This window comes from Bradyrhizobium sp. 35, assembly GCF_023073215.1.
Lineage (GTDB): Bacteria > Pseudomonadota > Alphaproteobacteria > Rhizobiales > Xanthobacteraceae > Bradyrhizobium > Bradyrhizobium canariense_D.
The window spans coordinates 411,317-435,735 of the sequence record NZ_JADPJC010000080.1 but is presented as its reverse complement, the minus strand read 5'-3'; the positions used below and the strand labels follow the sequence as shown (position 1 = coordinate 435,735).

Below are 24,419 nucleotides of genomic sequence, written 5' to 3'. Positions count from 1 at the left end.
CGGCGCCAATGGCGCCGGCTCAATGCTCCCCAGCCTCTTCCACCGTCGATCCCAGCGAGATCGACTCCCATACCGCAACAATGATCATGATCACCGTCGCGGCGACCGACAGCCATAGCGGGGACAGTTCGGCGGCGAACCACCACAGCACCACAAGCAGAATGATGCCGATGCCGTGCGACAGCTGGAGGAAGCCGCGGATCGCGTGCTTGAACAGGATGGTACCGACCAGGAACAGCAAGGGACCGCCGATCGTGCTGACGACGGTCCTGATATCGGAATGGCCGACCGGATGCTTCAGCACCAGCTCATCGGAGACCGCGGTCAGGATGATGCCGGCGACGATCGGCATGTGCAGATAGGTATAGGCGAGCCGCGCCAACCGGCCGGATTCAGCGGATCTCGAGATGCGCTCGGCGCCGGCCTCGGCGCCCTTGTGGAAATAGACCCACCACATCGCGATGCTGCCGACCAGCGCGGAGACGAAGGCCAGAATGTTGTTCGCGGTCCAGTCAAGCTCGGCGAACGTCGCGCCGTTGACGACGACGGCCTCGCCAAGCGCGATGATGACGAACAGCGAGCAGCGCTCGGCCATGTGGCCGCCCTCGACCGCCCAGGCCTCGACCGACGAGAAGCCCAGTTTCGGGACCCAGAAGCGCACCGCCGGCGAGACATATTCGATCGTCAGCGCCACGATCCAGAACCATAGCCGCGCCTCGTCATGGGCGAGGCCGCCCGCGATCCACAACACTGCGGAGACCGAGAGCCAGGTCAGGATGCGGATCGCATTGTGCCGGACCGCAGTTCGATGCCGCGGCGTTGCAAACATCCAGAAGGCGGTGCGCCCGACCTGCATCGTCGCGTAGGCGATCGCAAACCACAGACCCCGCCCCTCGAAGGCGGTCGGGATCGTCGTCGACAGCACGAGGCCGCCCAGCATCATCAGGAAGATCAGGATGCGGACCGGCGTCAGCTCGGGATCGAGCCAGTTGGTGACCCAGGCGGTGTAGACCCACACCCACCATACCGCGAGAAACAGCACCGCGACGTGCACCGCACCGAGTGGCGTGAAATGGTGCAGCAGTGTGTGCGAGACCTGCGTGATCGCGAAAACGAAGACCAGGTCGAAGAACAGCTCGGCATTAGTGACGCGGCTGTGCTGGTTTGGCAGGATGACGCGAAACATCGCGCCGCGCGGATTGTCCGCAGCCATCGTCATCACCCCGTCACGATCAGATCAAGCGCCCGGCACCCCGGTTTGCAGCGCCAGCGCATGCAGCACGCCGCCCATCTGGCCGCGGAGGGACTGATAGACGATCTGGTGCTGCTGGACGCGGGACTTGCCGCGGAAGGTCTCCGAGATCACGGTCGCGGCATAGTGATCGCCGTCCCCGGCGAGGTCACGGATGGTCACCTCGGCATCGGGGATCGCTGCCTTGATCATCGCCTCGATATCGTGGGCGTCCATTGGCATTCGAATCGTGCTCCTGTCTCGGCTGCAATCAGTCTTGTCGTCGAATCGCTGCCGGGGTCCGGTTCTACAAAGCCAACCTTCCGGCGCGGCCAAACTTAGCGTGAACGGCCTTCTACGTCACGCCTTCCGGCACTATATCGGTGATCCGATCTGGATAAAGCCACGACAAAGTGCCGCGCGCGGCAGAGTGATCGAAAAAGGCGTGAAATCATGAAGCTTCCAGGGCCCGACCACCCCATCACCATCACCCCAAATCCCCGGCGCGTCCGCGTCACGGCCGGCGATATCGTGATCGCCGAGACCACAAAGGCGCTGACGCTGAAAGAGGCGAAATATCCGGCGGTGCAATATGTGCCGCGACAGGACGCCAACATGGCGCTGCTGGAGCGCACCGACCGCGTCACCCACTGCCCCTACAAGGGGGATGCGAGCTATTACAGCGTCAAGGCGGACGGCAAGACACTGGACAACGCGATCTGGACCTATGAGGCACCCTTTCCCGCGATGACCGAGATTTCGGGCCATCTCGCCTTCTATCCGGACAAGGTGAAGATCGAGGAAGTGGGGTAGTTGCTTCCGTCATGGCCGGGCTCGTCCCGGCCATCCACGTTTTTGGGCAATCGCGGATACAGAACAACGTGGATGCCCGGCACCCGGCTCCGCCGGGCTATAGGTGTTGGGCCGGCGAAACTTCAGCGAAGACGGCAAGCCCGGGCATGACGACTGTGCGCGTGGGCAGCGCCCCGCTACGCCCTGAATATCGTCAGCCCCAGGATCAGCAGCACCAGGAAGATCGCGACGAACACGTAGAACAGGAAGCGGGCGATGTCGGCGGAGGCGGCCGAGATGCCGGTGAAGCCGAGCACGCCGGCTACGATCGAGACAAGTAAGAAGATCAGTGCCCATTTCAGGATCGTCATCGCCAGCTCCGAAATTGTACCGCCTGCCGCGGTCCTCAAGCCCTTTTGGCGAACGCTAACTTCGTCGCAGGGAACTGGTTCCTGGCGGTCTCAGGGACCTGCGGGCGTCCCAAACGACCCTTGCTGAATCCGGTTCCCGGCGGCAAAGTCCGGGCGGGACCGAAGCGCGACCGGGGCGGCCACGATGACGATGTCACATTCAGCGACGATCGGGGCAGAGGCGCACGCGGCGCCGAGGGCCAAGGCGCGCAATCTGTCGCTCGATCGCGCCCGCACCTTCCTGACGCTGGTGGTGCTGCTGCACCACGCCGTGATTCCCTACACCTATTTCGGGCACACCGATCCGGCGTCCTGGGCCGGTTTCGACGTGGTCGTGCTGGCCACCGACAGCTTCTTCATGGCAATGTTCTTCTTCCTGTCGGGACTGTTCACCTGGCCGGGTATCGCGCGCAAGGCGCCGTCAGTTTTTCTCCGCGACCGCCTGTTGCGGCTCGGGCTCCCGTTCGCGATCGCGGCGTTCACCGTCATCCCGCTCGCCTATTACGCGATCGCGCTGCGGCACGATCCCGGGCTGAGCTTCACGGCGTTCTGGTGGAATACGATCACGGTTGGCCCGTGGCCGAGCGGCCCGATCTGGTTCGTGTGGGTGCTGCTGGCATTCGACCTGACCGCGAGCCTGCTCTACCGGGTCTCCGCGCATCTGGTCGACCCGGGCAACCGGGTGTCGCTGCGCGGATTCGACCAGCCGGTCGTATTCTGGCTGCTGCTCGTCGTCGTCACGGCAATCGCCTACGTGCCGGCGCTGCTCTATTTCGGCGGCAGCAAATGGTTCGAGCTCGGGCCGTTCTCGGTGCAGGCGAGCCGCATCCTGCTCTACTTCGCCTATTTCTTTATCGGCGTCAGCGTTGGAGCGGCGAACTTCGATCGCGGCATCCTCAGCGCCGGCGGCCAGTTGCCGAAACAGCGCTGGCTGTGGGTGATCGCCACGCTGATCTCCTACTGCCTGATGTGGGGCATGATCTACATTAAGCGCGAGATCCTCGGTAATCCCGACCCGCAGCCGCACTGGTATCAGGCGATCTACGGCACGTTCTTCGTGCTGTTCTCAGGCTCGATCCTGCTCGCGATTCTCGCGTTCTTCCTGCACCAGAAGTCGCCGGGCCCGAACCTGCTCGACCGCATGCAAGCGGATGCCTACGGCATCTTCCTGGTGCACTACCCGATCGCGTTGTGGATCCAGTACGCGCTGTTCGACTACGGCCTGCCGGCGATCGTGAAGGCTGCGATCGGCTTCGTGCTTACGGTAATCCTGAGCTGGGGTCTGACGGCGGCCTTACGGAAGATTCCGGGGGCGTCGCACGTGTTGTGAGGCGCGATACCCGTAGCCCGGATGAGCGTAGCGATATCCGGGAAACCTCACGACAAAGACCCGGATGTCGCTTCGCTCATCCGGGCTACCGGTTCAGCCCCTCAGGCCGCCTTGCCGCCCATATACTCTGGCAGCCAGCGCTCGAACGAGGTCCGCAGCGCCTCGATCGTTACAGGCGCCTCGCCCGCGATCGCGATCGCGTCGCCGCCGGTGGTGCCGATCCGCACGCAGGGCACCTCGCAGCCGCGCATCTTGGCGAGCACGCGGCCGGCCTCGGTCTCAGGCACGGTGACGAGATAGCGCGCCTGGTCCTCGCCGAACCAATAGGCCTGAGGCACCAACGAGGTCGGCGCCGCGAGCAGTTTGGCGCCGATGCCGCTCGCCATCGCCATCTCGGCCAGCGCGATCAGCAGGCCACCGTCGGAGAGGTCGTGCACGGCGGTCGCGGTGCCCGCATGGATCATGCCGCGCACGCAGTCGCCGTTGCGCCTCTCGGCGGCGAGGTCGACCGGCGGCGGCGCGCCCTCCTCGCGACCGCAGATGTCGCGCAGGTAAACGGACTGGCCGAGCCAGCCATGGGTCTCGCCGATCAAGAGGATCGCCTCGCCTTCGGCCTTGAAGGCGAGCGACGCGGACTTGGTGAAATCATCGAGCAGGCCGACGCCGCCGATCGAGGGCGTCGGCAAGATCGCGCGGCCGTTGGTCTCGTTGTAGAGCGAGACGTTGCCGGACACGACCGGGAAGTCGAGCGTACGGCAGGCTTCCGAGATGCCCTTCAGGCAGCCGACGAACTGGCCCATGATCTCGGGCCGCTCAGGATTGCCGAAATTGAGATTGTCGGTGATCGCAAGCGGCTTGCCGCCAACCGCGGTGATGTTGCGCCAGGCTTCCGCCACCGCCTGCTTGCCGCCTTCAAACGGATCGGCCTCGCAATAGCGCGGCGTCACGTCGACGGTCAGCGCCAAGCCCTTCGGGCCGTCCTGCACGCGCACCACCGCGGCATCGCCGCCGGGACGCTGCATGGTGTTGCCGAGAATGACGTGGTCGTACTGCTCCCAGACCCAGCGCTTGCTGCACATATCGGGCGTGCCGATCAGCTTTTCGAGCGCGGCACCGAGACCCATCGGCGCCGCCACCTCGCGCGCATGCACGACCGGCAGCGCGGCGGAGGGGACATGCGGGCGATCATAGAGCGGCGCCTCGTCGCCGAGCTCCTTGATCGGCAAATCGGCCATGACGTCACCGCCATGCTTGACCACGAAGCGCTTGCTCGGCGTGGTGTAGCCGACCACGGCGAAATCGAGGCCCCACTTCTTGAAGATCGCCTCGGCCTCTTTCTCCTTCTCGGGCTTGAGCACCATGAGCATGCGCTCCTGGCTCTCCGAGAGCATCATCTCGTAGGCGCTCATGCCGATCTCGCGCGTCGGCACCGCGTCGAGATCGAGATCGACGCCGAGGTCGCCCTTGGCGCCCATCTCCACCGCCGAACAGGTCAGGCCCGCCGCGCCCATGTCCTGGATCGCGATGACGCAGCCCTTCTCCATGATCTCGAGACAAGCCTCTAACAGCAGCTTTTCGGCAAAGGGATCGCCGACCTGCACGGTCGGACGCTTCTCTTCGGACTTGTCGTCGAACTCGGCCGAGGCCATCGAGGCGCCGTGGATGCCGTCGCGGCCGGTCTTGGAGCCGAGATAGACGATCGGCATGTTCACGCCGGAGGCGGCGGCATAGAAGATCTTGTCGGTATCGGCGAGGCCGACCGCCATCGCGTTGACGAGAATGTTACCGTCATAGCGGGTGTGGAAACGGACCTGGCCGCCGACCGTCGGCACGCCGAACGAGTTGCCGTAGCCGCCGACGCCAGCGACGACACCGGAGACGAGATGCCGCGTCCTGGCATGCTCCGGTGCGCCAAAGCTCAGCGCGTTGAGGCAGGCGATCGGCCGCGCGCCCATGGTGAAAACGTCGCGCAAGATGCCACCGACACCGGTGGTCGCGCCCTGGTAAGGCTCGATGTAGCTCGGGTGGTTGTGGCTCTCCATCTTGAAGACCACGGCCTGGCCGTCGCCGATGTCGATCACGCCGGCATTCTCGCCCGGGCCCTGGATCACCCAGGGCGCCTTGGTCGGCAAGCCCTTGAGATGGAGGCGCGAGGATTTGTACGAGCAGTGCTCGTTCCACATCGCCGAGAAGATGCCGAGCTCGGTGAAGGTCGGCTCCCGCCCGATCAGCTTGAGAATGCGCTCATACTCGTCGGGCTTGAGCCCGTGGGCGGCAATCAGCTCGGGGGTGATCTTGGGTTCGTTCTTCATGGAATTTGGGCTTTCGACGGCGGTTGGCCGTTCTTAGGAACATCGGAGGGCTTGGAAAAGCCCTTTATGGCGCATTTTCCCGCTGTCCCACGTTTTGCGGCCGGGGGCTGCGGGAACAGGAATTGCACAGCGCGGACAGATCGGATTTAAGGACAAAAGACCCGCAATTGAAGGCCCATTTCCTTGCATGAATTGACCAAAGCGCCCCCGCCTCGCCGCCCCGACCTCCACGTCGCCACCGATGGGGAATTCCAGGGCTGGCGAACCTGGATTCGTGACAGTTTTGAGAGCCATATCGGCCCGTTCTGGCACAAGATCGAGGACGACGGCAGCGTCCGCTCGGCGTTCCGGGTCGAGAAGAAGCACCTCAACGGCTCCGGAAACGTCCATGGCGGCTGCTTCATGGCGTTTGCCGACTATTGCCTGTTCGCGATCGCCACCCACGAGCTGGATGGGCCGGCCGTGACCACCAATTTCGCTTGCGACTTCCTCGACGCGGCGCGCGAAGGCGAGCTGATCGAATGCGTCGGCGAGGTCTCCCGCGCCGGCGGCTCGCTGATCTTCCTGCGCGGCAAGCTGACATCAGGCGGGCGGCCTCTCTTCACCTTCTCCGGCACAATCAAGCGGGTGAAGCGGAAGCCGGCACCGCAGCCAAACGCATAGCTCGCCGCCTTCCCTTTTGGCGCCCCCTCGCCCAGACTTGTGTCCAGCGCTGTCGCGCCGGGGAGCAACATCAAGGTGCCGCAGAGCACATCGCCGACGGGGCGGGCCACAGTCTCGCAATTGCCGTCCATGCCCGCCACAGGCGCGCGCAACTGGCGCGACTATGCGCTGCTGTTCGCGCTGGCCTGCTGCTGGAGTTCAACCTATCCGCTGGCGAAGCTCGCGCTGGATACGATCCCGCCCGTGACCTTCATCTCGGCGCGCTCGCTGATCGCGGCCGCCTTCCTGTTCGCGATCCTGTGGATGCGCGGCGTCAGGATCCCGACCGACGCCAAGGCGTGCAAGTTGTTCGCGACCCAGCAATTGATCAACTCGACCTTTCCGTTCCTGATCATCACCTGGTCTCAGCAATATGTGCCGGCGTCGAACACGGTGGTGCTGGCCTCGACCACGCCGATCTTCGCCTTCCTGATCACCTCCCTGATCACGCGTCACGAGCCGGCAACGCTGTTGAAGCTCTTGGGCGCGCTCCTCGGCCTCGCCGGCACCATCGTCATCGTGGGCCTGGATGCGCTGCGCGGCTTCGGCAGCGAGATCGTGGCCGAGATCGCCATCCTGCTCGCCACCATCTCGTTCGCCTGCGCCACGATCTTCGGCCTGCGGCTGTCCGAATACGATCCGATGGTGGTGGCAGCCGGCTCGCTGCTGTTCGGCGGCCTCGTGCTGCTGCCGCCTTCGCTGATCGTCGACCAGCCCTGGACGCTGCACCCGACGCCGACCGCGATCACAGCCACCATTGTCATGGGCATAGTCTCCAGCGCGTTGGGGCTGATGCTGTTCTACATCTGCCTGGGACGGCTCGGCACGCTGACGACGAACGCGCAAGGCTATTTGCGCATCCCGATCGGCGTCGGCCTCTCCGTGCTGCTGCTCGGCGAGAGCGTGCCCTCGAACCTGGCGCTGGGACTGGTGCTGGTCATGGCGGGCGTCGCCGCGATGACGGTGCCGACGGAGCGGTTGAAGCTGCGGTGACCCGCTGCTTCCGCCGTTCGGCACGAGGCGCTCAATGCGGCTTGCGCAACAATCCGCTCGCCAACGCTTGGAAGGCGTCAACGGCCTTGGTCAGGACGCCTGGCGGATCGTCGGCTGCGGCGACCCACAGCGCTGCGCTCAGCGCAGCCCCGTTCAGCAAGCGTCCCGCCGCTTCGACATCGACGGGCTTCACAATCCCCTGTTCGATCAGCGACCGAATGGTTCGCATGGTAATCTCAAGACAGGCATTCTCGCCGGGCCACTTGGATGGATCACCGAGCACGGCCGGTCCATCCAGAAGCATGACGCGCTGAATTTCAGGATCGAGCGCCATCTCGATATAGGCGGTCCCCTCTGCAAGCAGTCCTTGCCACAAGCTCGGCGCTTGCTCGCGGGCCGTGCGGAGCCGTTCCGCCATTTCGCTGTCGATCTGCTCAACGACGGCCCAGAGCAGCCCCTTCTTGTCTTCGAAGTTGTGATACAGCGCGCCCCGCGTCAGTCCGACGGAAGCAGTCAGCTCGTCCATCGACGCGGCTGCATAGCCCTGGGTGGCAAACGCCCTGCGCGCCGCGCGGATGAGCTTGGCCCGACTTTCCGCCATCGCCTCGGCGCGCTTGCCCTTCGCCATGCTCCCCAACTCCATTTGCTGACCCTATTGACATACGGTCCGTATGTGAGTCATATTCCACATACGTTACGTATATGAACAACTCGTGGAAATCCAGTGGCAGGCCCTGCCCACCACAGCTGCGACCGCCATTCCATCGATGAAGGATCCAGACATGCCCAAGCGCGACGCAATCTTCCCGGCCGGCCGCCACGCTCTGTATGAAGCGCACCGCTATTCTGCCGCGATCCGGTCCGGCGACCTGCTCTTCGTCTCCGGGCAGGTTGGAAGTCGCGAGGACGGCTCGCCCGAACCGGTGTTTGAGGACCAGGTCCGACGCGCGTTTGCCAATCTGCGTGCCGTTCTCGCAGCGGCCGGATGCACGCTGGACGATGTGGTCGACGTCACCACGTTCCATACCGATCCTGCCACGCAAATCGAAAAGGTGATGGCAATTCGCGCTGCGGAGATCGGGGAGGCACCCTATCCGAACTGGACGGCAGTCGGAGTGAATTGGCTTGCCGGATTTGACTTCGAGATCAAGGTGGTCGCCCGCATTCCTGCTGCGGGGTAAAGCGTTCTCGGTGGCGATGATGCCAACGCTCAGGAGTCTCGCGTTATTGCTTGGCGTCGTCCGCCAGCATCTTGCGATACTTCTCGACGTCGCGCGTCACGAGCTTCTGCAGCACCTCGGGCGTGTGCTCGTCGGCATCGGGGGCCACGGTCGAGAGGTCGGCGAACCGTTTCTTCACCGCGTCGGTTTCCACGGCCGTACGCGCGGCGGCATTCAACTTGGCAATGACCGCCGGCGGAGTGCCCTTGGGCGCGAACAGGCCGTTCCAGCCCTGCGCCTCGAATTCGGGCAGGCCGGCTTCGGCCGACGTCGGCAGATCCGGCAGGGTCGCGAGCCGCACTGTCGAGCCGACCACGAGCCCGCGCGCCAGCTTCTCGTTGATCGACTGCGAGACGGAGGCTGCCGCATCGCAGACGCCGTCGATCTGGCCGCCGATCGCATCCGTGAGCGCGGGGGCGGCGCCGCGATAGCCGACCAGCGTCGCGTCGATCCCAGCGGCTGTGACGAAGCTCTTGCAGATCAGGTAGTTCGAGGACCCGACGCCGGCATGGCCGAGATTGACCTTGCCCGGATTGGCCTTGGCGTAGGCGATGAACTCTTTCAGGTCCTTTGCCGGAAAATCCTTGCGCACGGCGATGATGCCGAACGTCTTCGCCACCATGGCGATCGGCACGAAGGAGTCCGGCGTGAACGGCAGCTTTGGATAGATCGTATAGGTCGCAGCGTTGGTGCCGGCATTGCCGATGGCAATGGTGTAGCCGTCAGGCTCGGCACGGGAGGCGCGCGCCAGTGCGGTCGATCCGCCGGCGCCGGCGACGTTCTCGATCACGATGGTCTGGCCGAGCGCGATGCCCATCTGCTCGGCAACCGTGCGCGCGATCACGTCGGACGTGCCGCCGGCCGCGAACGGCACGATCATGGTGACGGGACGCTTGGGGAAATCCTGTGCGAACGCGGCCGTCGCGAACGCAACGACGGCGACAGCGGCCGGCAGCCGCTTCAGCACGAACGCAATCACGCGGCTTTTTCCAGATGCGCGGTGAGGCCGGCGAACAGGCCGCGACCGTCGGTGCAGCCCATGATGTCTTCGACGTGGTTTTCCGGATGCGGCATCATGCCGAGCACGTTGCCCTTGTCGTTGACGATGCCGGCGATGGATTGCGCGGCGCCGTTGATGTTGCTGATATCGTCGATCGCGCCGTCAGCCGAGCAATAGCGGTAAAGGACGCGACCCTCGCCTTCGAGCCGCTTGATGGTCTCCGCGTCCGCCGCATAATTGCCCTCGCCATGCGCGATGGGCACGCGGATCACCTGCCCGGCATTGTAGCCGCGCGTGAATGGCGTGTCGGAGCGCTCCACGCGCAGATGCACGTCGTGGCAGATGAATTTCAGCCGCGCATTGCGCATCAGGACGCCAGGCAAGAGGCCGGACTCGCAGAGGATCTGAAAACCGTTGCAGACGCCGAGCACGAGGCCGCCCTTGGCCGCATAGTCGCGCACCGCGTCCATCACCGGCGCCCGCGCCGCAATCGCGCCGCAGCGCAGATAATCGCCATAGGAGAACCCGCCGGGCACCACCACGAGGTCGGTGCCATCAGGCAGCGACGTCTCGGCATGCCACACCATCGCGGGCTCGCTGCCCGAGATCAGCCTCAAGGCACGCGCCATGTCGCGCTCGCGGTTGATTCCGGGAAAGACGAGGATGGCGGCTTTCATGGCAGAGGTTCCGAACGAAGATTGAATGGGGCTGGCACGGCTGCCAAATCGTGAGCAGACATATCCATTTGACGGGGATTTTACCAGTGCTAGCCTTGCCCGTGAGCGTTGTGCACAGGCCATAGCCCGCCATTCGGCCGATCGATTCGCCCGGGATTAAAGCCATGAATGTCCCCTCGCTGCCTGCATCCCTCTCCGAGCCGGTGTCCACTGAGGGCGTCATCGCTGCCGGTGCCTATGTCGACGGCCGGCGCGTCGCCAATATCGCCATCAGCGAGGCCTCGAGCTGGCGGGCGAAGCCCGGCCACGTGGTCTGGATCGGGCTGCACGAGCCCGACATGGCGCTGCTCAGCGCGGTGCAGAAGCAGTTCGACCTGCACGAGCTCGCCATCGAGGACGCCAACCACGCCCATCAGCGACCGAAGATCGAGCAATATGGCGAGGCCCTGTTCATCGTGGCGCGAACCGCGCAACTGATCGAGGGCCGGATCGCCTTCGGCGAGACGCACATCTTCGTCGGCGAAGGCTATCTGGTCTCGGTGCGCCACGGCGCGTCGACGTCCTACACGCCGGTGCGCGAACGTTGCGAAAGCTGCCCGCGCGCGCTCGCGCGCGGCGAGGACTACATCCTCTACGCCATCCTCGATTTCATCGTCGACAACTACTCGCCCGTGCTCGAGAGCATTCACGAAGAGGTCGAGAGCATCGAGGACGACGTGCTCTCCAAGGCGATCAGCAAGGCGCAGATCGAGCGGCTCTACATGCTGCGCCGCGACCTCTTGCGGCTCAGGACTGCAATCGGACCGCTGGTGGAGGTCTGCCGCCGGCTTGAGCATGACGAGCTGGCGATGGTGCGCGCGACGATGCAGCCGCTGTTCCGCGACGTCACCGACCACGTCAGGAACATCCAGGAGCGAATCGATTCAATGCGCGAGGTGCTGGCCTTCGCCTTCGAAGCAAGCCTGCTGGTCGGCCAGGCCCAGGAGACGGCGGTCTCCAAGAAACTTGCCTCCTGGCTCGCGATCATCGCGATCCCGACCGCGCTTGCCGGCATCTACGGCATGAACTTCAAGCACATGCCGGAGCTGGACTGGGAGTACGGCTATTACACGCTGCTCGGCGTGATGCTGACGGCTTGCGGCGCGCTGTATTGGCGTTTTCGTCGGGTCGGATGGCTGTGAGCCATCCCGTTCACCCGATCAGCTCGACCCGATAATTCTCGATCACGGTGTTCGCCAGCAGCTTGTCGGCGGCGTCCTTCAACGCCGCCTCCGCCTTGGCCTTGTCCGCGCCGGCGAGCTCGATGTCGAACACCTTGCCTTGGCGAACGCTGGCGATGCCGTCGACGCCGAGCGACTTCAACGCACCCTCGATCGCCTTACCCTGCGGATCGAGGATGCCCGTTTTCAACGTAACGGTGACACGTGCCTTCACGTCAGATCCCTCTTAGCTCTTCACCAGCACCGGGCCTGAGCCCGCCGGACGCTCGTTCTCCATGAGAATGCCGAGACGCTTGGCGACTTCGGTATAGGCCTCGAGCAGCCCACCGAGATCCCTGCGGAAACGGTCCTTGTCGAGCTTCTCGTTCGACTTGATGTCCCACAGGCGGCAGCTATCCGGCGAGATCTCGTCGGCGACGATGATCCGCATCATCTCGTTCTCGAACAGCCGGCCGCACTCCATCTTGAAGTCGACGAGGCGGATGCCGATGCCGAGGAAGAGACCGGTGAGGAAGTCGTTGACACGGATGGCAAGTGCCATGATGTCGTCGATCTCCTGCGGTGTCGCCCACCCGAAAGCGGTGATGTGCTCTTCGGACACCATGGGATCGTTGAGCTGGTCGTTCTTGTAGTAGAACTCGATGATCGAGCGGGGCAGCTGCGTGCCCTCCTCGATGCCGAGGCGCTGCGACAGCGAGCCGGCGGCAACGTTCCGCACCACCACTTCCAGCGGCACGATCTCGACTTCGCGGATCAATTGCTCGCGCATGTTGAGGCGGCGGATGAAATGGGTCGGCACCCCGATGTCGTTGAGGTGCTGAAACAGGTACTCCGAGATCCGGTTGTTGAGGACACCCTTGCCCTCGATCACCTGATGCTTTTTCGCATTGAACGCGGTGGCGTCATCCTTGAAGTGCTGGATCAGGGTACCGGGCTCCGGGCCTTCGTAAAGAACCTTTGCCTTGCCTTCATAAATGCGACGCCGACGGCTCATGGGGATGTACCGTGTTTTGTTGAAATCCATGTATTTGGTGTGCTCCGGTTGACGAGACTACGACCCACAGCGGAGCTGCCGTGAACGGCCCGGAACCCCTGGAAAACAGAACGGGAACCCAGCCTGAGGCAACCTATCCGATTGGCTGTCCCAGCACAATCGATCCGGCCGTCCGGCATCAAACTTATACCGCCTTGCCTGCGGCTTAACGGCTCGTTGTTTTGCCGATTCCTGCCCCCTATCTAGGCATGCACCGGGGCTCTCGCAACGAGGGCCAGCCGGGTCCAGTCAGCAGGGAATTGGAAAAGGCATGAGCACGTTGGACAAGCGCGAGGAAGGCTTCGAGAAGAAGTTTGCCCTCGACGAGGAGCAGAAATTCAAGGCGGAAGCCCGCCGCAACCGGCTGCTCGGTCTGTGGGCGGCCGAAAAGCTCGGCATTACCGGCGATGCCGCCACGGCCTATGCCAAGGAGGTGGTCGCGGCCGATTTCGAGGAAGCCGGTGACGCCGACGTCCTGCGCAAGGTCATGGCCGACTTCGCCGCCAAGAACGTCGCCATCACCGAACAGGCGATTCGGGCCAAGATGAACGAGCTGATCGCGGTGGCGGCGGCCGAGGTGAAGGCCGGGAAATAAGGCGAAGCATCATTCCGGGGCCACGTCTGCGACGCGCCCCCGGAATGCCAACCAGCTATCCCTCCTTGAACCCATATTCCGGCACGTTGCCGCTGGCGCCGTAATATTTGTACGGCAGGAATTTGCCGCTCATCGTGAACTTGACGCGGTCGCCCTTCGGATTCGCCACGCGCTCGATCGCCATGTCGAAGTCGATCGCCGACATGATGCCGTCGCCGAACTCCTCCTCGATCAGCGCCTTCCAGGCCGGGCCGTTGACCATCACCATCTCGTAGAAGCGGTAGATCAGCGGGTCGGTCGGCGGCATCGGCGTGCCGGTGCCGCGCATCGGCACCTCGTTCAGCATGGCAGTCTCCGCCTTCGACAGGCCGAACAGTTCGCCGGCGTTGGCCGCCTGCGGCTTCGTCAGTTTCATCTGGCCGAGGATCGCGCCTGTTATCAGCACCTCGGAATAGCCGCCGATCTTCTCGCAGATATATTTCCAGCTCCAGCCCTTCTCGCGCTTGATGTCGAGCAGCTTCTCGGTGAGGTCTTCGCGTTTCATGTCAGGGTCTCCTTGGCTAAGACTATGTCGCGCCGGCTCATTTCCTCGAGGCAGCGGATAGACGCGACGCTTTTTTGTGCCACTTTGGCAGGCACGAAACGTGCCAATGACCGAGGCTACGGATTTACGTGCCTCGCCTCATCGCCTCGGAAATGCTTCCGTAAATCCCCTGATCGCATCGAGCACCGGCCTCTGATCGCCCGCGAAGAACCAGTGATCGTTGCCGTCGAGCTCGACGAATTGCGCACCTTTGATCCGGCTCGCCACATCGCGGCCGGCCGCGATCCGTACGGCCTTGTCGTCCCGACGATGCAACACCAGTGTCGGCATGGCAATTTGCGGCAAAAGCTGCCGCACGTCGGCGTCGCGAAACGCCTCGAGCACGGCCGAGATGCCGCCGGGACTGGAGGCCGCGCGCAATAGCCCCGCCCACCAGGCGCGGGCCTGGGGATCGCCGGCAAGGCTGGGTGCGAAGGTCTCAATCCCCACCGGACCTCCCCATTGCGCGATGAGGTGCTTGCTCCAGGCGTCGTACTGGCTGGCGCGCAACGCGTGCGGATAGTCCTGCGACCAGCAGCCCTTGGCCAATGCACCGAACAGGATGAGTCCGGCCACAAGACGCGGCTCGTCGACGGCGAATTTGATGCAGGCCGGCCCGCACTCGGATGCGCCGAACAGCACGACGCGGCGCGCATCCGCGGCGCGCAGCACGGTGCCGATATCCTCCGCGGTGACGTCAATGCCCGGCGCAGATCCAACCCGGTCGGACAACCCGATGCCGCGGCGATCGAACACGATCAGCCGCCCAAGCTTCATCAGCGAGGCCAGAAACGCCCGGCTCGCGGGGTGCTCCCAGGCGCGCTCCACATGCGACACGAAGCCGGGCATGACCAGGATGTCGAGCGGACCGCTGCCATAGGTCTGATACGCCAGATGCACACCGGCGCCCTTGACGTAGCGCGTCGCTGGTACGGAGTGTGCCGCCGCAGGACTCATCAACGCCGCGGTCTCGGCTTCCGGCGTAACACCAAGCTCGTCACGCAGCCGCCGCGTCAGTGCCGCATGGTGCCGCTCTGCCGCGCTGCGGTCGCCCGCCAGCAGCAGGCTGCGGATCAGATGCCGGCCATAGACCTCGCTCAAAGGATCGAGCTCGGCCAGACGGGTCGCATGCGCGGTCGCGGCGAAGTAGTCTCCGGCAGCGGTCTTGTCCTGCACCAGACGCTCCAGCGCGTGCATCAGCCGTCCCCGCAGCGCCTCGCGGCGGAAGAACGCCCAGTCGTCGAATTCCAGACAGCCCTCCGGCGAGAAGCCTGCGAGGAAATCTCCCCGATAAGTCTGGCAGGCTTCGTCAAAGTCACCGCGATCGCAGGCGCTCTCGAAAATATGTGCATCGACCTGCAGCGCGACTGCCGGAGACCATCGCAGACTGGTGCGGTCGGTCTCGAACACCTGCTGACCGAGCGTCAGCTCGATTCGGTGAAGCAGCCGCCGCAACCGCGCAAGGCCGGTCTCGCGGTCAGTTTCAGGCCACAGCAGCGTCGCCACGATTTCGCGGGCCACAGCGCCCTTGGCCTCCGCGAGATAGACCAGCAGCGCCAGGCCCTTGCGCAAGGCCAACTTGATCGGGCGGCCGTCGGCGTGGACCTCAGGGAACCCGAATGTCCCCAGCGAGAAAGCCGTCATGAAAGTCCTCCCTCCCCTTGCGGCGCCCCCGGGGGACGCACAGGGGACGGTCCAGCAATAGCAGTCGGGGCAGATCGAGCCTGCTCGCGGGCGAGCAATTCAGGCTCCTGAATGCGGCACGGCTGCATCAGGCACAATAGGAAAAAACATGATCTCGCGCCTCCTGATCCTGCTCTACGCCATCGTGAGCTACGTGATCTTCACGGTCTCATTTCTCTATGCGCTCGGTTTCGTCGGCAATTATGTCGTGCCCAAGTCGATCGATATGTCGATCGATAAGTCGATCGATGTCGGCAACCCCACGGACCTGAGCTTCACCATCGTCGTCAACCTGCTGCTGATGAGCCTGTTTGCGATCCAGCACAGCGTCATGGCGCGCCCGGCCTTCAAACGATGGTCGGCCAAATTCCTTCCCCTCGCCTGCCAGCGCAGCACCTATGTGCTGCTCTCCAGCCTGATCTTGTTGCTGCTGTTCTGGCAGTGGCGTCCGATCCCGACGCCGATCTGGGAGGCGAGCGGAACGGTGGCCTGGTTGCTGATCGGCGTGCATTGGCTGGGCTGGCTCATCGCGTTCGCCTCGACCCACATGATCGATCATTTCGATCTGTTCGGCCTCCGCCAGGCCTTCGTCGCGTTCCGCGGGAGCGAGATACCAGGTCAATCGTTCAGGACGCCGCTGCTCTACAAGATCGTGCGCCATCCCGTCATGCTCGGCTTTCTGCTCGCGTTCTGGGCCACGCCCGAGATGACTGTTGGCCACCTTCTGTTTGCGCTCGCAAACACCGCCTACATCCTGACCGCGCTTCAGTTCGAGGAGCGCGACCTGATCGCCGAGTTCGGCGCGACCTACCATGACTATCGCCGGCGCGTTCCCATGCTGCTGCCGCGTCTTTTCGGTCGTCGGACGGAAGATCGCCAGCCGCCTCGGCCTGCTGGAGCGTCGCAATGAATACAATATCAGCTATTCCCCGGATGTCGGCGGAGGCCGCCACGTTTGCCGATACGCTGGATGGGCTTGACGTCGGTCTTTGCCTCGTTGACGCGGAGGCGCGTCTCATTCACGCCAATACTGCCGGGCAGGACATGATCGAAGCGCGCGACATCCTGCACGAAATCCGCGGGCACCTCGCGGCTTGCGATCCGACGGTCAACCGGACCCTGCAGCATTTTTTCGCCGCCGCCGGGCAGGAAAACGCGTTCCTCGGCGCCGACGGGATCGCGCTGCCGATGATCGGGCGGGATGGGAAGCGCCACGTCGCCCATGCTCTGCCGTTAACTTCCGGCGCGCGCCGACGTGGGGGTGTCGCCTACAGCGCCGTCGCCGCGCTGTTCGTCCGCAGGGCGGCGCTGATGCTACCGTCTCGTTCCGAAGTGATCGGCAAGGCATTCAAACTGACGCCGACCGAGTTGCGTGTGATGCTCGCGATCGTCGAACTCGGCGGCGTTCCCGAAGTGGCGGCGGCACTCGGCGTCGCCAATACGACGATCAAGACGCATGTCCGGCGCCTGTTTGAAAAGACCGGTGCAGCGCGACAGGCAGATTTCGTCAAGCTTGTCGCGGGATATGCGACGCCGTTACGCAAACCTGCCGAATGCAGACAATCCGTTGGAGCGACACGATGAGAGCAATTCTATGCAGCTCATTCACTGGCCCCGCCGATTTGCGCCTTAGTGAAATCGACGAGCCGAAGCCCTCCGGCGACGAGATCCTGATCGACGTCCATGCGGCCTCCGTCAGTTTCATGGACCAGTTGGTGGTCTCGGGTCTCTATCAGATGCGGCCGCCGACGCCCTTCGTGCCCGGCACGGAAGCATCCGGTGTCGTCGTCGCGGTCGGCGACAAGGTCACGGGATTCGCGCCTGGTGACCGCGTGGCGTGCAGCGCCTGGACCGGCGGCTACGCCGAACGGATGATAGCGAAGGACTCAAAGTGCGTGCTTCTGCCGGAAGGCGTCGCGTTCGAGGCAGCGGCGACGGTCCTGCACAATTACGGCACGGCCTATTATGCGCTGGTCGAGCGGGCCAGGGCGCAGCGCGGCGAAACGCTGTTCGTCACCGGTGCCGCCGGCGGAGTCGGCCTTGCCGCGGTCGACCTTGGCCGCCACCTGGGCCTGCGCGTCGTCGCCGGTATCGGCTCCGATGACAAGGGTGCCCTCGTCCGCAATTATGGGGCTGGCGAAATCGTCAACTATAGTAGCGAGGATCTGCGCGACCGCATCAAGTCGATCACGTCAGGAGAAGGCATCGACATCGGCTTCGACACGATCGGCGGCGCGATTTTCGAGCAGATGGCGCGGTCGATGAAATGGGGCGGACGGCTGATGCCGATCGGCTTCACCAGCGGCGAAATTCCCCAGCTCCCGATGAACCTGCCGCTGCTCAAGAACTATTCCATCCTCGGCGTCTTCGTCGGCGCCTGGGCGGAAAAATTCTCAGCTGATGCCGCGCGTATGAACGCCACGCTGATGCAATTGCTGGCCGAGGGAAAAATCCGTCCGCACATCGATCGCGTCCTTCGTTTGGAGGAGGCCGGAGAAGCCATGCGCGCCGTGGCCAACCGAACGGTTCAGGGGCGAATTGTCCTCAAGATCAGGTAAGGTGAGCCGGAAAGAGAGAACAAAACCGATGACACAGATCATCATCGACAAACGCTTTTGCGGTCCTCCGAACTCCGGCAACGGCGGCTATGTCTGCGGCCGGCTCGCCCGCCACATTCCCGGCGCCGCGGAGATAACGCTGCGCGCGCCGCCGCCGCTGGACACTCCGCTCGATGCGGTCGCAACCGACGACGGCACATGGGAGCTTCGCGACGGCAACAAGATCGTCGCGACCGGGCAGCCGGCAAGCGTGGAGCTTTCGCGACTGGAGACAGCCAGCTTCGAGGACGCCTGCGCCGCCGAATTGCTGACGCCGGTCAAGCCGCACGAGCATCCATTGCCGACATGTTTCGTGTGCGGTCCGGCAAGGGCGAAAGGCGACGGCTTGCGCATTTTTGCCGGCGCGCTCCGTGGTCACAACGCCGTTCTCGCGGCGAGCTGGACGCCGGATCAGAATCTCGCCGCCGACGACGGCCTCGTCGCGCCGGAATTCCTCTGGTCGGCGCTCGACTGCCCCACCGGTTTTGCCTGCAATTGCGATCCACAGAGCGGCGGCTTCGACAAGGCACCGCTGCTGCTGGGGCGAATGTCAGCACGGATCGAAGCCCGCCCGCGCCCGGGAGAACGCTGCATCATCACGGCCTGGCCCATCGGCCGCGACGGCCGCAAACGCGCGGCCGAAGCTGCGCTTCACGATGAAGCCGGGAGATTGCTGGCGGTGGCGCGAGCGACATGGATTGCGGTCCAGCGCGAAGTGCAGCTCGGACGTCCTTCGTAGAGGGGACATGGGTGCCCGGTACCAGGAGGGCCAGCTTTCCAGCTAACCACGGGAGCACTCCACTTTGGCCACCGTGCGACGCTGCCAAGCCTCGAGAAGCGTTGAACCCACGTTTAATCAAAGATATTCTTGCAGTTGTCGCCAAGCAAAAAAGATCCAAGAGAGTACGCGATGGTCCGCAAGTTAAAGGCATTTGCAATCCTTGCTACGGGCATGTTCATCGCTGGCGTCGCAAATGCCGAGGCACAGCAGCCGGAGCTTAATGCGCCTGACCTGGTCCTCGTTAATGGCAAGGTTCTGACCTTAGACGACCGATCGACCGTCACGGAGGCAGTCGCCGTCGCGGATGGAAAGATCATCGCGACCGGAACCAGTGCTTCGATCAAGGCGCTTGCAGGCGCCCGGACCCGCGTGCTCGATGTGTCTGGCAAGACCGTCATCCCCGGATTGATCGATACACACGCTCACTTCAAGGCCGCTGGTCTGGGCGACTATGTCGTAACCCTGGGCCGAGCCAAGACCGTTGCGGACGCGCTCGAGGCCATCAAATCGTTCGTCACCAAGAAGAAGCCGGGTGAGTGGATTGTAGGTGGCGCGTGGCACCCGCCCTCGCAATTGGCCGAGAAGCGCTATCTCACGAGGCAGGAGATCGATAGCGTTGCTCCGAACAACCCGGTCTATCTTCGCACCGTCGGGCATTTCTCGATGGCGAACACCATGGCTCTACAAGTGGTCGGTGTCGACAAGACCACCTCGGATCCGAGTGGTGGAAAGTTTGAACGCGACGCAGCCGGTGAATTGACCGGCGTGCTCGTGGAGACGGCGATCGATCGGGTCGAGAAGGCCGTACCACCCTGGACAGAAGACGACGAAATGCGGCAATTCACCATCGCCGAAGGTGTGCTGAACAGCTTCGGCATCACCAGTGTGATCGAAGGCGCAACAGAGCCGCGCGATGTCCGCACGCTGCAGAAGCTTGTCGCAGCCGGGAAAGCCACTTTGCGCACCGGCGTGATGTTTCGACCGGAGCCCCCAGCCGATGTGACGGCATGGGAAGCGATCATGTCAGGCAATGGGGCCTCATCAGGCTTCGGCGACGATTGGCTCAAGTTCGCGGGCATCAAGATCTTTTACGACGGCGGCATGACGCTGAAGACAGCGCTCATGCGTGACGTGTATCCCGATTCACACGACAACTATCACGGCATCACGCAGCAGACTCCCGAACGGCTGAAGCAACTCATCTCCGTCTGCAACCGTTATGACTGGCGTGTCGGTGTCCACGTGGTGGGCGATCTGGGTATTGACCAGGTGCTCGATGCCTTCGAGGCAGCGGATAAAGAAAAATCGATCCGCGACCGTCGCTTCGTCCTCATCCACGCCAGCCTGATCCGGCCAGAACAGATGGAGCGTGCGCAAAGACTGGGAGTCCGCATAGATTTCCAGAACGTTTTCATGTGGGATAAGGCAGCGACCGTCGAACGATTTCTCGGGAAAGCAACCGCCGACCGCGCCGTGCCGACTAGGACGTTGATCGAAAAAATGGGGCTCAACAGCCTCGGCGCCGGGACGGATTTTCCGGTCAACCCGATCAACCCCTTCCTCAACATGTACATCATGGTCACCAGGAAGGACCCCAACGGAAACGTCTACGGCTCGGCAGAAACCATCACGCGCGAGCAGGCCCTCCGGCTCTACAGCAGCGCGGCTTCGCGTTATACGTTCGATGAAGCGCGCAAAGGGACCATTGAGCCCGGAAAGCTGGCGGACATCGTGGTGCTCTCTGCTGACTACGCGGCCGTGCCGGAGGAGCAGATCAAGGACATCAAGGTGGACCTAACCCTGGTCGGCGGCAAGGTGGTCTTCCAGCGCTGAACCGGCCCTGATCGGCCAAGGTGAGCGACAGCGACCATTCGCTCTGCTTCCCGACGAAATCTACACGCTCTGCTCGATCATCCCCTGCAACCGTACCAGCTCCGCCTCGAGATCCCGCTCCACGTCCGCAGCCCGCATCTCGATCACGCGATAATCGCGCGCCTCGAGCCACGCCCGCCGCGACGCGCGATCCGCGACGATCGTCTCATTCTCGCCCGTGTTCACCAGTTCGATCGCGATCCGGTGCGGGAACGAGACGAAGTCCGGGATATGCCGCCCCACAGGAGTCTGGCGCTTGAACTGGCCTGCGAAGCGGCGGTCGCGTGTAAGGGCCTGCCAAAGCAGCCGCTCGGCATCGGTTGGGTTGCGGCGGAGCAGACGGGCGAGGCCGCGCACGGTGGAGCCGCTGTCGGGCACGCCGCCACCCTGCCCGTGCTCGGCCAACAGCGCGCGCAGGCGCGTTGCCTGCTCGCCGTCGAGCACGCCGCCCTTGGCCGGTCCTTTCCGTCCCTCCGCGATCGCCATCACCACGCCGTGCAGGGTGTGCATGTCCTGTTTGGTCGGCTCCATCCGGGTGAAGATGTTGCGCAGGTTCACCAGCATGGTGTCGCGCTTCTCGGCCGGGCGCAGAAATTCGACCCGGTCGAGTTCGCGGATGAGATTGTCGAAGAAGGCCTGCATCTGGTGCTGCGAGGCGCGCTCGGAGCGCTCCGGCATGGCGTGCGGCAGCTCGCCGGAGGTCGCCCGCTTGAACCATTCGTAGCCGACCAGCAGCACCGCTTGGGCGAGGTTGAGCGAGGCAAAGCCCGGATTGACCGGGAACGTAATGATGCGGTTGGCGAGCCCGACCTCCTCATTGGTCAGGCCCCAGCGCTCCCGGCCGAACAGGATACCGGCCTTGCCGCCGGCGGCGGCGTGCCCGGAAATCTCGCTAGCTGCGGCTTCCGGTCCCACCACCGGCTTGGCCTGGTCGTGGGGACGCGCGGTGGTGGCGAACAGCAGGTCGAGGTCGGCGACGGCCTCACCGACCGTGTCAAACAATTCGACCTTGTCCAGAATATAGTCGGCCCCGGCGGCGGCGCGCTGGGCGGCGATGTTGGGCCAGCCGTCGCGAGGGTTGACGATGCGCAATCGGCTCAGCGCGAAATTGCCCATGGCGCGCGCGGCCATGCCGATGTTTTCGCCCAGCTGCGGCTCGACCAGGATCACGATGGGACCGTCGAGAGAAAGGCCCGCTTTGCTCTTGTCAGTCCCGGACATCTCGCTTCGCTTTCACACTGGTTCTCAAGGTCTTGGACAGGCGCTCTTCATGAATTGATTCAAGGCCGGTCCTGACCTGGTCTGACCTCGGTCTTGGGCCGGCGCCCGTTCGCCTGTCGTTTGCCTGTCCTGACGAAATTCTCAAGGGAAATAACGGGTTGGATTCGACTTTTGAATCTCGCCTGAAACCTCAGCCCGGTCCCCGCGGCAGGGCTGCTCCCGCCCCCCATCTGCGGAGGCTGGATGAGCTAAAAGTGCATAATCCCTTGGCTTTCGCCGGCCGCGTCCCGGTGCTAAGAGGCGGCGGATATTCCCGTGGCGCGCCACAAGCGCCGTTCCCAAGAGGCTTCCCCGATCATGGCAAAAATCAAGGTGTCCAACCCCGTCGTCGAACTCGATGGCGACGAGATGACCCGGATCATCTGGCAGTACATCAAGGACAAGCTGATCAACCCGTTCCTGGATGTCGAGCTGCAATATTTCGACCTGGGAATGGAGTACCGCGACCACACCAACGATCAGGTCACGATCGACGCCGCCGAGGCGATCAAGAAGGTCGGCGTCGGCGTCAAGTGCGCCACGATCACCCCGGACGAAGCCCGGGTGAAGGAGTTCAACCTCAAGCAGATGTGGAAGTCGCCGAACGGCACCATCCGCAACATCCTCGGCGGCGTGATCTTCCGCGAGCCGATCATCTGCAAGAACGTGCCGCGCCTGGTTCCCGGCTGGACCAAGCCGATCATCATCGGCCGCCACGCCTATGGCGACCAGTATCGCGCCACCGACATCAAGTTCCCGGGCAAGGGTACGCTGACGATGAAGTTCGTCGGCGAGGACGGCACCGTCATCGAGAAGGAAGTGTTCAAGACCCCGGGCGCCGGCGTCGCGATGCAGATGTACAATCTCGACGATTCCATCATCGACTTCGCCCGCGCATCGTTGAATTACGGCCTGCTGCGTAACTACCCGGTCTATCTCTCGACCAAGAACACGATCATGAAGGTCTATGACGGTCGGTTCAAGGACATCTTCCAGGACATCTACGAGCGCGAGTTCAAGAAGGAGTTCGACGCCAAGGGCTTGACCTACGAGCACCGCCTGATCGATGACATGGTCGCTTCGGCGCTGAAATGGTCCGGCGGTTATGTCTGGGCCTGCAAGAACTACGACGGCGACGTGCAGTCCGACACGGTGGCGCAGGGCTACGGCTCGCTCGGCCTGATGACCTCGGTTCTCCTCACCCCCGACGGCAAGACGGTAGAAGCCGAAGCCGCCCACGGCACGGTGACCCGCCACTACCGCGAGCATCAGAAGGGCAAGGAGACCTCGACCAACTCGATCGCATCGATCTTCGCCTGGACCCGTGGCCTGTCGCACCGCGCCAAGCTCGACAACAATGCCGAGCTCGCCAAGTTCGCCAACACCCTGGAGAAGGTCTGCGTCGACACTGTCGAGGAAGGCTACATGACCAAGGACCTCGCGCTCCTGGTCGGCGCCGACCAGCGCTGGCTCTCGACAACCGGCTTCCTCGACAAGGTCGCCGAGAACCTCGGCAAGGCGCTGGCGGCGTAAGCCGTCCGCAATTTCGCCCGACTGGGCCGGACATCATCACGGGCCGCGTCGCAAACGCGGCCCGTTCGCTTATTTGGACCTTTGCGCGGAGATGCGACCATGTCGATCAAGCTTGCCGTCCCCTGCCTGTTGCTGCTCGCTGGACCGGCTGTGGCCGCCGACCCGCTTCCCGACGCCATCGCCGCGCCCGGCGAGAGCATCGTGCTCAGCGTCCACGCCGAGGGCGCGCAGGTCTATGAATGCAAGGCCGGCACCGACGGCAAGCTCGCCTGGGCTTTTCGTGAACCGATCGCCACCCTTCTCGCCGAGGGCAAGACGATCGGCCGGCACTATGCCGGACCGAACTGGGAGCATGCCGACGGCAGCGCCGTGGCCGCCAAGGCCGCCGGCAATGCGCCGGGTACCACTGCCGCCGACATTCCCTGGCTGAAGCTGGAAGTGACCGCCCACCGCGGCAGCGGCGTCCTCACGCCCGTTACCACGGTTCAGCGCATCAACACCCATCGCGGCAAGCTCGACGGCGCGTGCGACAAGGCCGGCGACTTCAAGAGCGCGCCCTATTCAGCCGACTACGTCTTCCTGAAGAAGGGCTGAG

At 63.8% G+C, this 24,419-nt stretch carries 26 protein-coding genes; 14 read left to right on the top strand and 12 right to left on the bottom strand.

All coding sequences use genetic code 11. The features are described 5' to 3' along the window. Positions 1-19 precede the first annotated feature (19 nt). Positions 20-1,213: a low temperature requirement protein A gene (locus tag IVB36_RS18240; protein ID WP_247392698.1), complete on the bottom strand. Its 1,194-nt coding sequence runs from the start codon at positions 1,211-1,213 to the stop codon at positions 20-22. 24 nt (positions 1,214-1,237) lie between these two features. Next, the gene (locus tag IVB36_RS18235; RefSeq protein WP_007602284.1) at positions 1,238-1,474 is read right to left on the bottom strand and encodes a BolA family transcriptional regulator; all 237 of its coding nucleotides are present in this window, start codon (positions 1,472-1,474) and stop codon (positions 1,238-1,240) included. A 210-nt stretch (positions 1,475-1,684) separates the two neighbouring features. Between IVB36_RS18235 and IVB36_RS18230 the strand changes: the two genes are divergently transcribed. Beyond that, the gene (locus IVB36_RS18230; RefSeq protein ID WP_027567668.1) at positions 1,685-2,044 is read left to right on the top strand and encodes a DUF427 domain-containing protein; all 360 of its coding nucleotides are present in this window, start codon (positions 1,685-1,687) and stop codon (positions 2,042-2,044) included. A gap of 176 nt (positions 2,045-2,220) precedes the next feature. Here IVB36_RS18230 and IVB36_RS18225 read toward each other — a convergent pair whose 3' ends face one another. Next, entirely contained in the window at positions 2,221-2,394 is a 174-nt protein-coding gene (locus IVB36_RS18225) for a DUF1328 domain-containing protein (RefSeq protein ID WP_007602280.1), read from the bottom strand. 190 nt (positions 2,395-2,584) lie between these two features. On the opposite strand from IVB36_RS18225, the gene IVB36_RS18220 reads away from it, so the two are divergent. Further along, the gene (locus tag IVB36_RS18220) at positions 2,585-3,763 is read left to right on the top strand and encodes an acyltransferase (RefSeq protein WP_247392697.1); all 1,179 of its coding nucleotides are present in this window, start codon (positions 2,585-2,587) and stop codon (positions 3,761-3,763) included. 101 nt (positions 3,764-3,864) lie between these two features. On the opposite strand, the gene purL is transcribed toward IVB36_RS18220, so the two are convergent. Then, complete coding sequence (purL, locus tag IVB36_RS18215) at positions 3,865-6,075, bottom strand: phosphoribosylformylglycinamidine synthase subunit PurL (RefSeq protein ID WP_247392673.1); 2,211 nt, start codon at positions 6,073-6,075, stop codon at positions 3,865-3,867. Between the two features lie 183 nt (positions 6,076-6,258). On the opposite strand from purL, the gene IVB36_RS18210 reads away from it, so the two are divergent. Next, positions 6,259-6,738: a PaaI family thioesterase gene (locus IVB36_RS18210; protein WP_027518848.1), complete on the top strand. Its 480-nt coding sequence runs from the start codon at positions 6,259-6,261 to the stop codon at positions 6,736-6,738. 75 nt (positions 6,739-6,813) lie between these two features. Beyond that, the gene (locus IVB36_RS18205; RefSeq protein WP_247392672.1) at positions 6,814-7,770 is read left to right on the top strand and encodes a DMT family transporter; all 957 of its coding nucleotides are present in this window, start codon (positions 6,814-6,816) and stop codon (positions 7,768-7,770) included. Between the two features lie 31 nt (positions 7,771-7,801). On the opposite strand, the gene IVB36_RS18200 is transcribed toward IVB36_RS18205, so the two are convergent. Beyond that, positions 7,802-8,398, bottom strand: a complete 597-nt coding sequence (locus tag IVB36_RS18200; protein WP_085349363.1) for a TetR/AcrR family transcriptional regulator — start codon at positions 8,396-8,398, stop codon at positions 7,802-7,804. A 154-nt stretch (positions 8,399-8,552) separates the two neighbouring features. Here IVB36_RS18200 and IVB36_RS18195 point away from each other — a divergent pair, with 154 nt between their 5' ends. Next, positions 8,553-8,951 (top strand): RidA family protein, encoded by a 399-nt coding sequence (locus tag IVB36_RS18195; RefSeq protein WP_247392671.1) that lies wholly within the window; start codon positions 8,553-8,555, stop codon positions 8,949-8,951. Between the two features lie 43 nt (positions 8,952-8,994). On the opposite strand, the gene IVB36_RS18190 is transcribed toward IVB36_RS18195, so the two are convergent. Beyond that, positions 8,995-9,969, bottom strand: coding sequence for a tripartite tricarboxylate transporter substrate binding protein BugD (locus IVB36_RS18190; protein ID WP_247361872.1), 975 nt, complete (start codon positions 9,967-9,969; stop codon positions 8,995-8,997). After that, on the bottom strand, positions 9,966-10,667 hold the full coding sequence (purQ, locus tag IVB36_RS18185) for a phosphoribosylformylglycinamidine synthase subunit PurQ (protein ID WP_018455524.1): 702 nt from the start codon (positions 10,665-10,667) through the stop codon (positions 9,966-9,968). Before purQ ends, IVB36_RS18190 begins: the two co-directional genes overlap by 4 nt. A 164-nt stretch (positions 10,668-10,831) precedes the next feature. Here purQ and IVB36_RS18180 point away from each other — a divergent pair, with 164 nt between their 5' ends. Beyond that, on the top strand, positions 10,832-11,848 hold the full coding sequence (locus tag IVB36_RS18180) for a magnesium and cobalt transport protein CorA (RefSeq protein WP_018455523.1): 1,017 nt from the start codon (positions 10,832-10,834) through the stop codon (positions 11,846-11,848). Positions 11,849-11,858: 10 nt separating this feature from the next. On the opposite strand, the gene purS is transcribed toward IVB36_RS18180, so the two are convergent. Together purS and purC are read right to left on the bottom strand one after the other, a co-directional pair. Beyond that, positions 11,859-12,101: a phosphoribosylformylglycinamidine synthase subunit PurS gene (purS, locus tag IVB36_RS18175; RefSeq protein ID WP_247392670.1), complete on the bottom strand. Its 243-nt coding sequence runs from the start codon at positions 12,099-12,101 to the stop codon at positions 11,859-11,861. A 12-nt stretch (positions 12,102-12,113) separates the two neighbouring features. Continuing rightward, positions 12,114-12,881, bottom strand: coding sequence for a phosphoribosylaminoimidazolesuccinocarboxamide synthase (gene purC, locus IVB36_RS18170; protein ID WP_008974302.1), 768 nt, complete (start codon positions 12,879-12,881; stop codon positions 12,114-12,116). 310 nt (positions 12,882-13,191) lie between these two features. Here purC and IVB36_RS18165 point away from each other — a divergent pair, with 310 nt between their 5' ends. Beyond that, a complete protein-coding gene (locus IVB36_RS18165) occupies positions 13,192-13,515 on the top strand; it encodes a DUF1476 domain-containing protein (protein ID WP_007602260.1) in 324 nt (107 codons plus the stop codon). A gap of 55 nt (positions 13,516-13,570) precedes the next feature. Here IVB36_RS18165 and cynS read toward each other — a convergent pair whose 3' ends face one another. Both cynS and IVB36_RS18155 read right to left on the bottom strand, forming a co-directional pair. Next, positions 13,571-14,059 (bottom strand): cyanase, encoded by a 489-nt coding sequence (gene cynS / locus IVB36_RS18160; protein WP_018455520.1) that lies wholly within the window; start codon positions 14,057-14,059, stop codon positions 13,571-13,573. Between the two features lie 138 nt (positions 14,060-14,197). Then, positions 14,198-15,742, bottom strand: a complete 1,545-nt coding sequence (locus IVB36_RS18155; protein ID WP_247361869.1) for an alpha/beta fold hydrolase — start codon at positions 15,740-15,742, stop codon at positions 14,198-14,200. 148 nt (positions 15,743-15,890) lie between these two features. Here IVB36_RS18155 and mddA point away from each other — a divergent pair, with 148 nt between their 5' ends. The 5 genes from mddA to IVB36_RS18130 all read left to right on the top strand — a co-directional run bounded on the left by mddA (position 15,891) and on the right by IVB36_RS18130 (position 20,992). Beyond that, positions 15,891-16,691: a methanethiol S-methyltransferase gene (gene mddA, locus IVB36_RS18150; RefSeq protein WP_247392669.1), complete on the top strand. Its 801-nt coding sequence runs from the start codon at positions 15,891-15,893 to the stop codon at positions 16,689-16,691. A 23-nt stretch (positions 16,692-16,714) separates the two neighbouring features. Continuing rightward, the gene (locus IVB36_RS18145; RefSeq protein WP_247392668.1) at positions 16,715-17,365 is read left to right on the top strand and encodes a helix-turn-helix transcriptional regulator; all 651 of its coding nucleotides are present in this window, start codon (positions 16,715-16,717) and stop codon (positions 17,363-17,365) included. Further along, on the top strand, positions 17,362-18,339 hold the full coding sequence (locus IVB36_RS18140) for an NADPH:quinone oxidoreductase family protein (protein ID WP_247361862.1): 978 nt from the start codon (positions 17,362-17,364) through the stop codon (positions 18,337-18,339). The genes IVB36_RS18145 and IVB36_RS18140 overlap by 4 nt, the downstream gene beginning before the upstream one ends. 28 nt (positions 18,340-18,367) lie before the next feature. Further along, positions 18,368-19,117: a hypothetical protein gene (locus tag IVB36_RS18135; RefSeq protein WP_247297259.1), complete on the top strand. Its 750-nt coding sequence runs from the start codon at positions 18,368-18,370 to the stop codon at positions 19,115-19,117. 171 nt (positions 19,118-19,288) lie between these two features. Further along, positions 19,289-20,992 (top strand): amidohydrolase, encoded by a 1,704-nt coding sequence (locus tag IVB36_RS18130; RefSeq protein ID WP_247297257.1) that lies wholly within the window; start codon positions 19,289-19,291, stop codon positions 20,990-20,992. A gap of 60 nt (positions 20,993-21,052) precedes the next feature. Here IVB36_RS18130 and IVB36_RS18125 read toward each other — a convergent pair whose 3' ends face one another. Continuing rightward, the gene (locus IVB36_RS18125; RefSeq protein ID WP_247297255.1) at positions 21,053-22,252 is read right to left on the bottom strand and encodes a TrmJ/YjtD family RNA methyltransferase; all 1,200 of its coding nucleotides are present in this window, start codon (positions 22,250-22,252) and stop codon (positions 21,053-21,055) included. 357 nt (positions 22,253-22,609) lie between these two features. Here IVB36_RS18125 and IVB36_RS18120 point away from each other — a divergent pair, with 357 nt between their 5' ends. Both IVB36_RS18120 and IVB36_RS18115 read left to right on the top strand, forming a co-directional pair. Beyond that, positions 22,610-23,824 (top strand): NADP-dependent isocitrate dehydrogenase, encoded by a 1,215-nt coding sequence (locus tag IVB36_RS18120; protein WP_018456365.1) that lies wholly within the window; start codon positions 22,610-22,612, stop codon positions 23,822-23,824. Between the two features lie 99 nt (positions 23,825-23,923). Next, positions 23,924-24,418 carry a DUF3455 domain-containing protein gene (locus IVB36_RS18115; protein ID WP_247392667.1) on the top strand — a complete coding sequence of 165 codons (495 nt, stop codon included), beginning with the start codon at positions 23,924-23,926 and terminating at the stop codon, positions 24,416-24,418. Position 24,419: the final 1 nt, after the last annotated feature.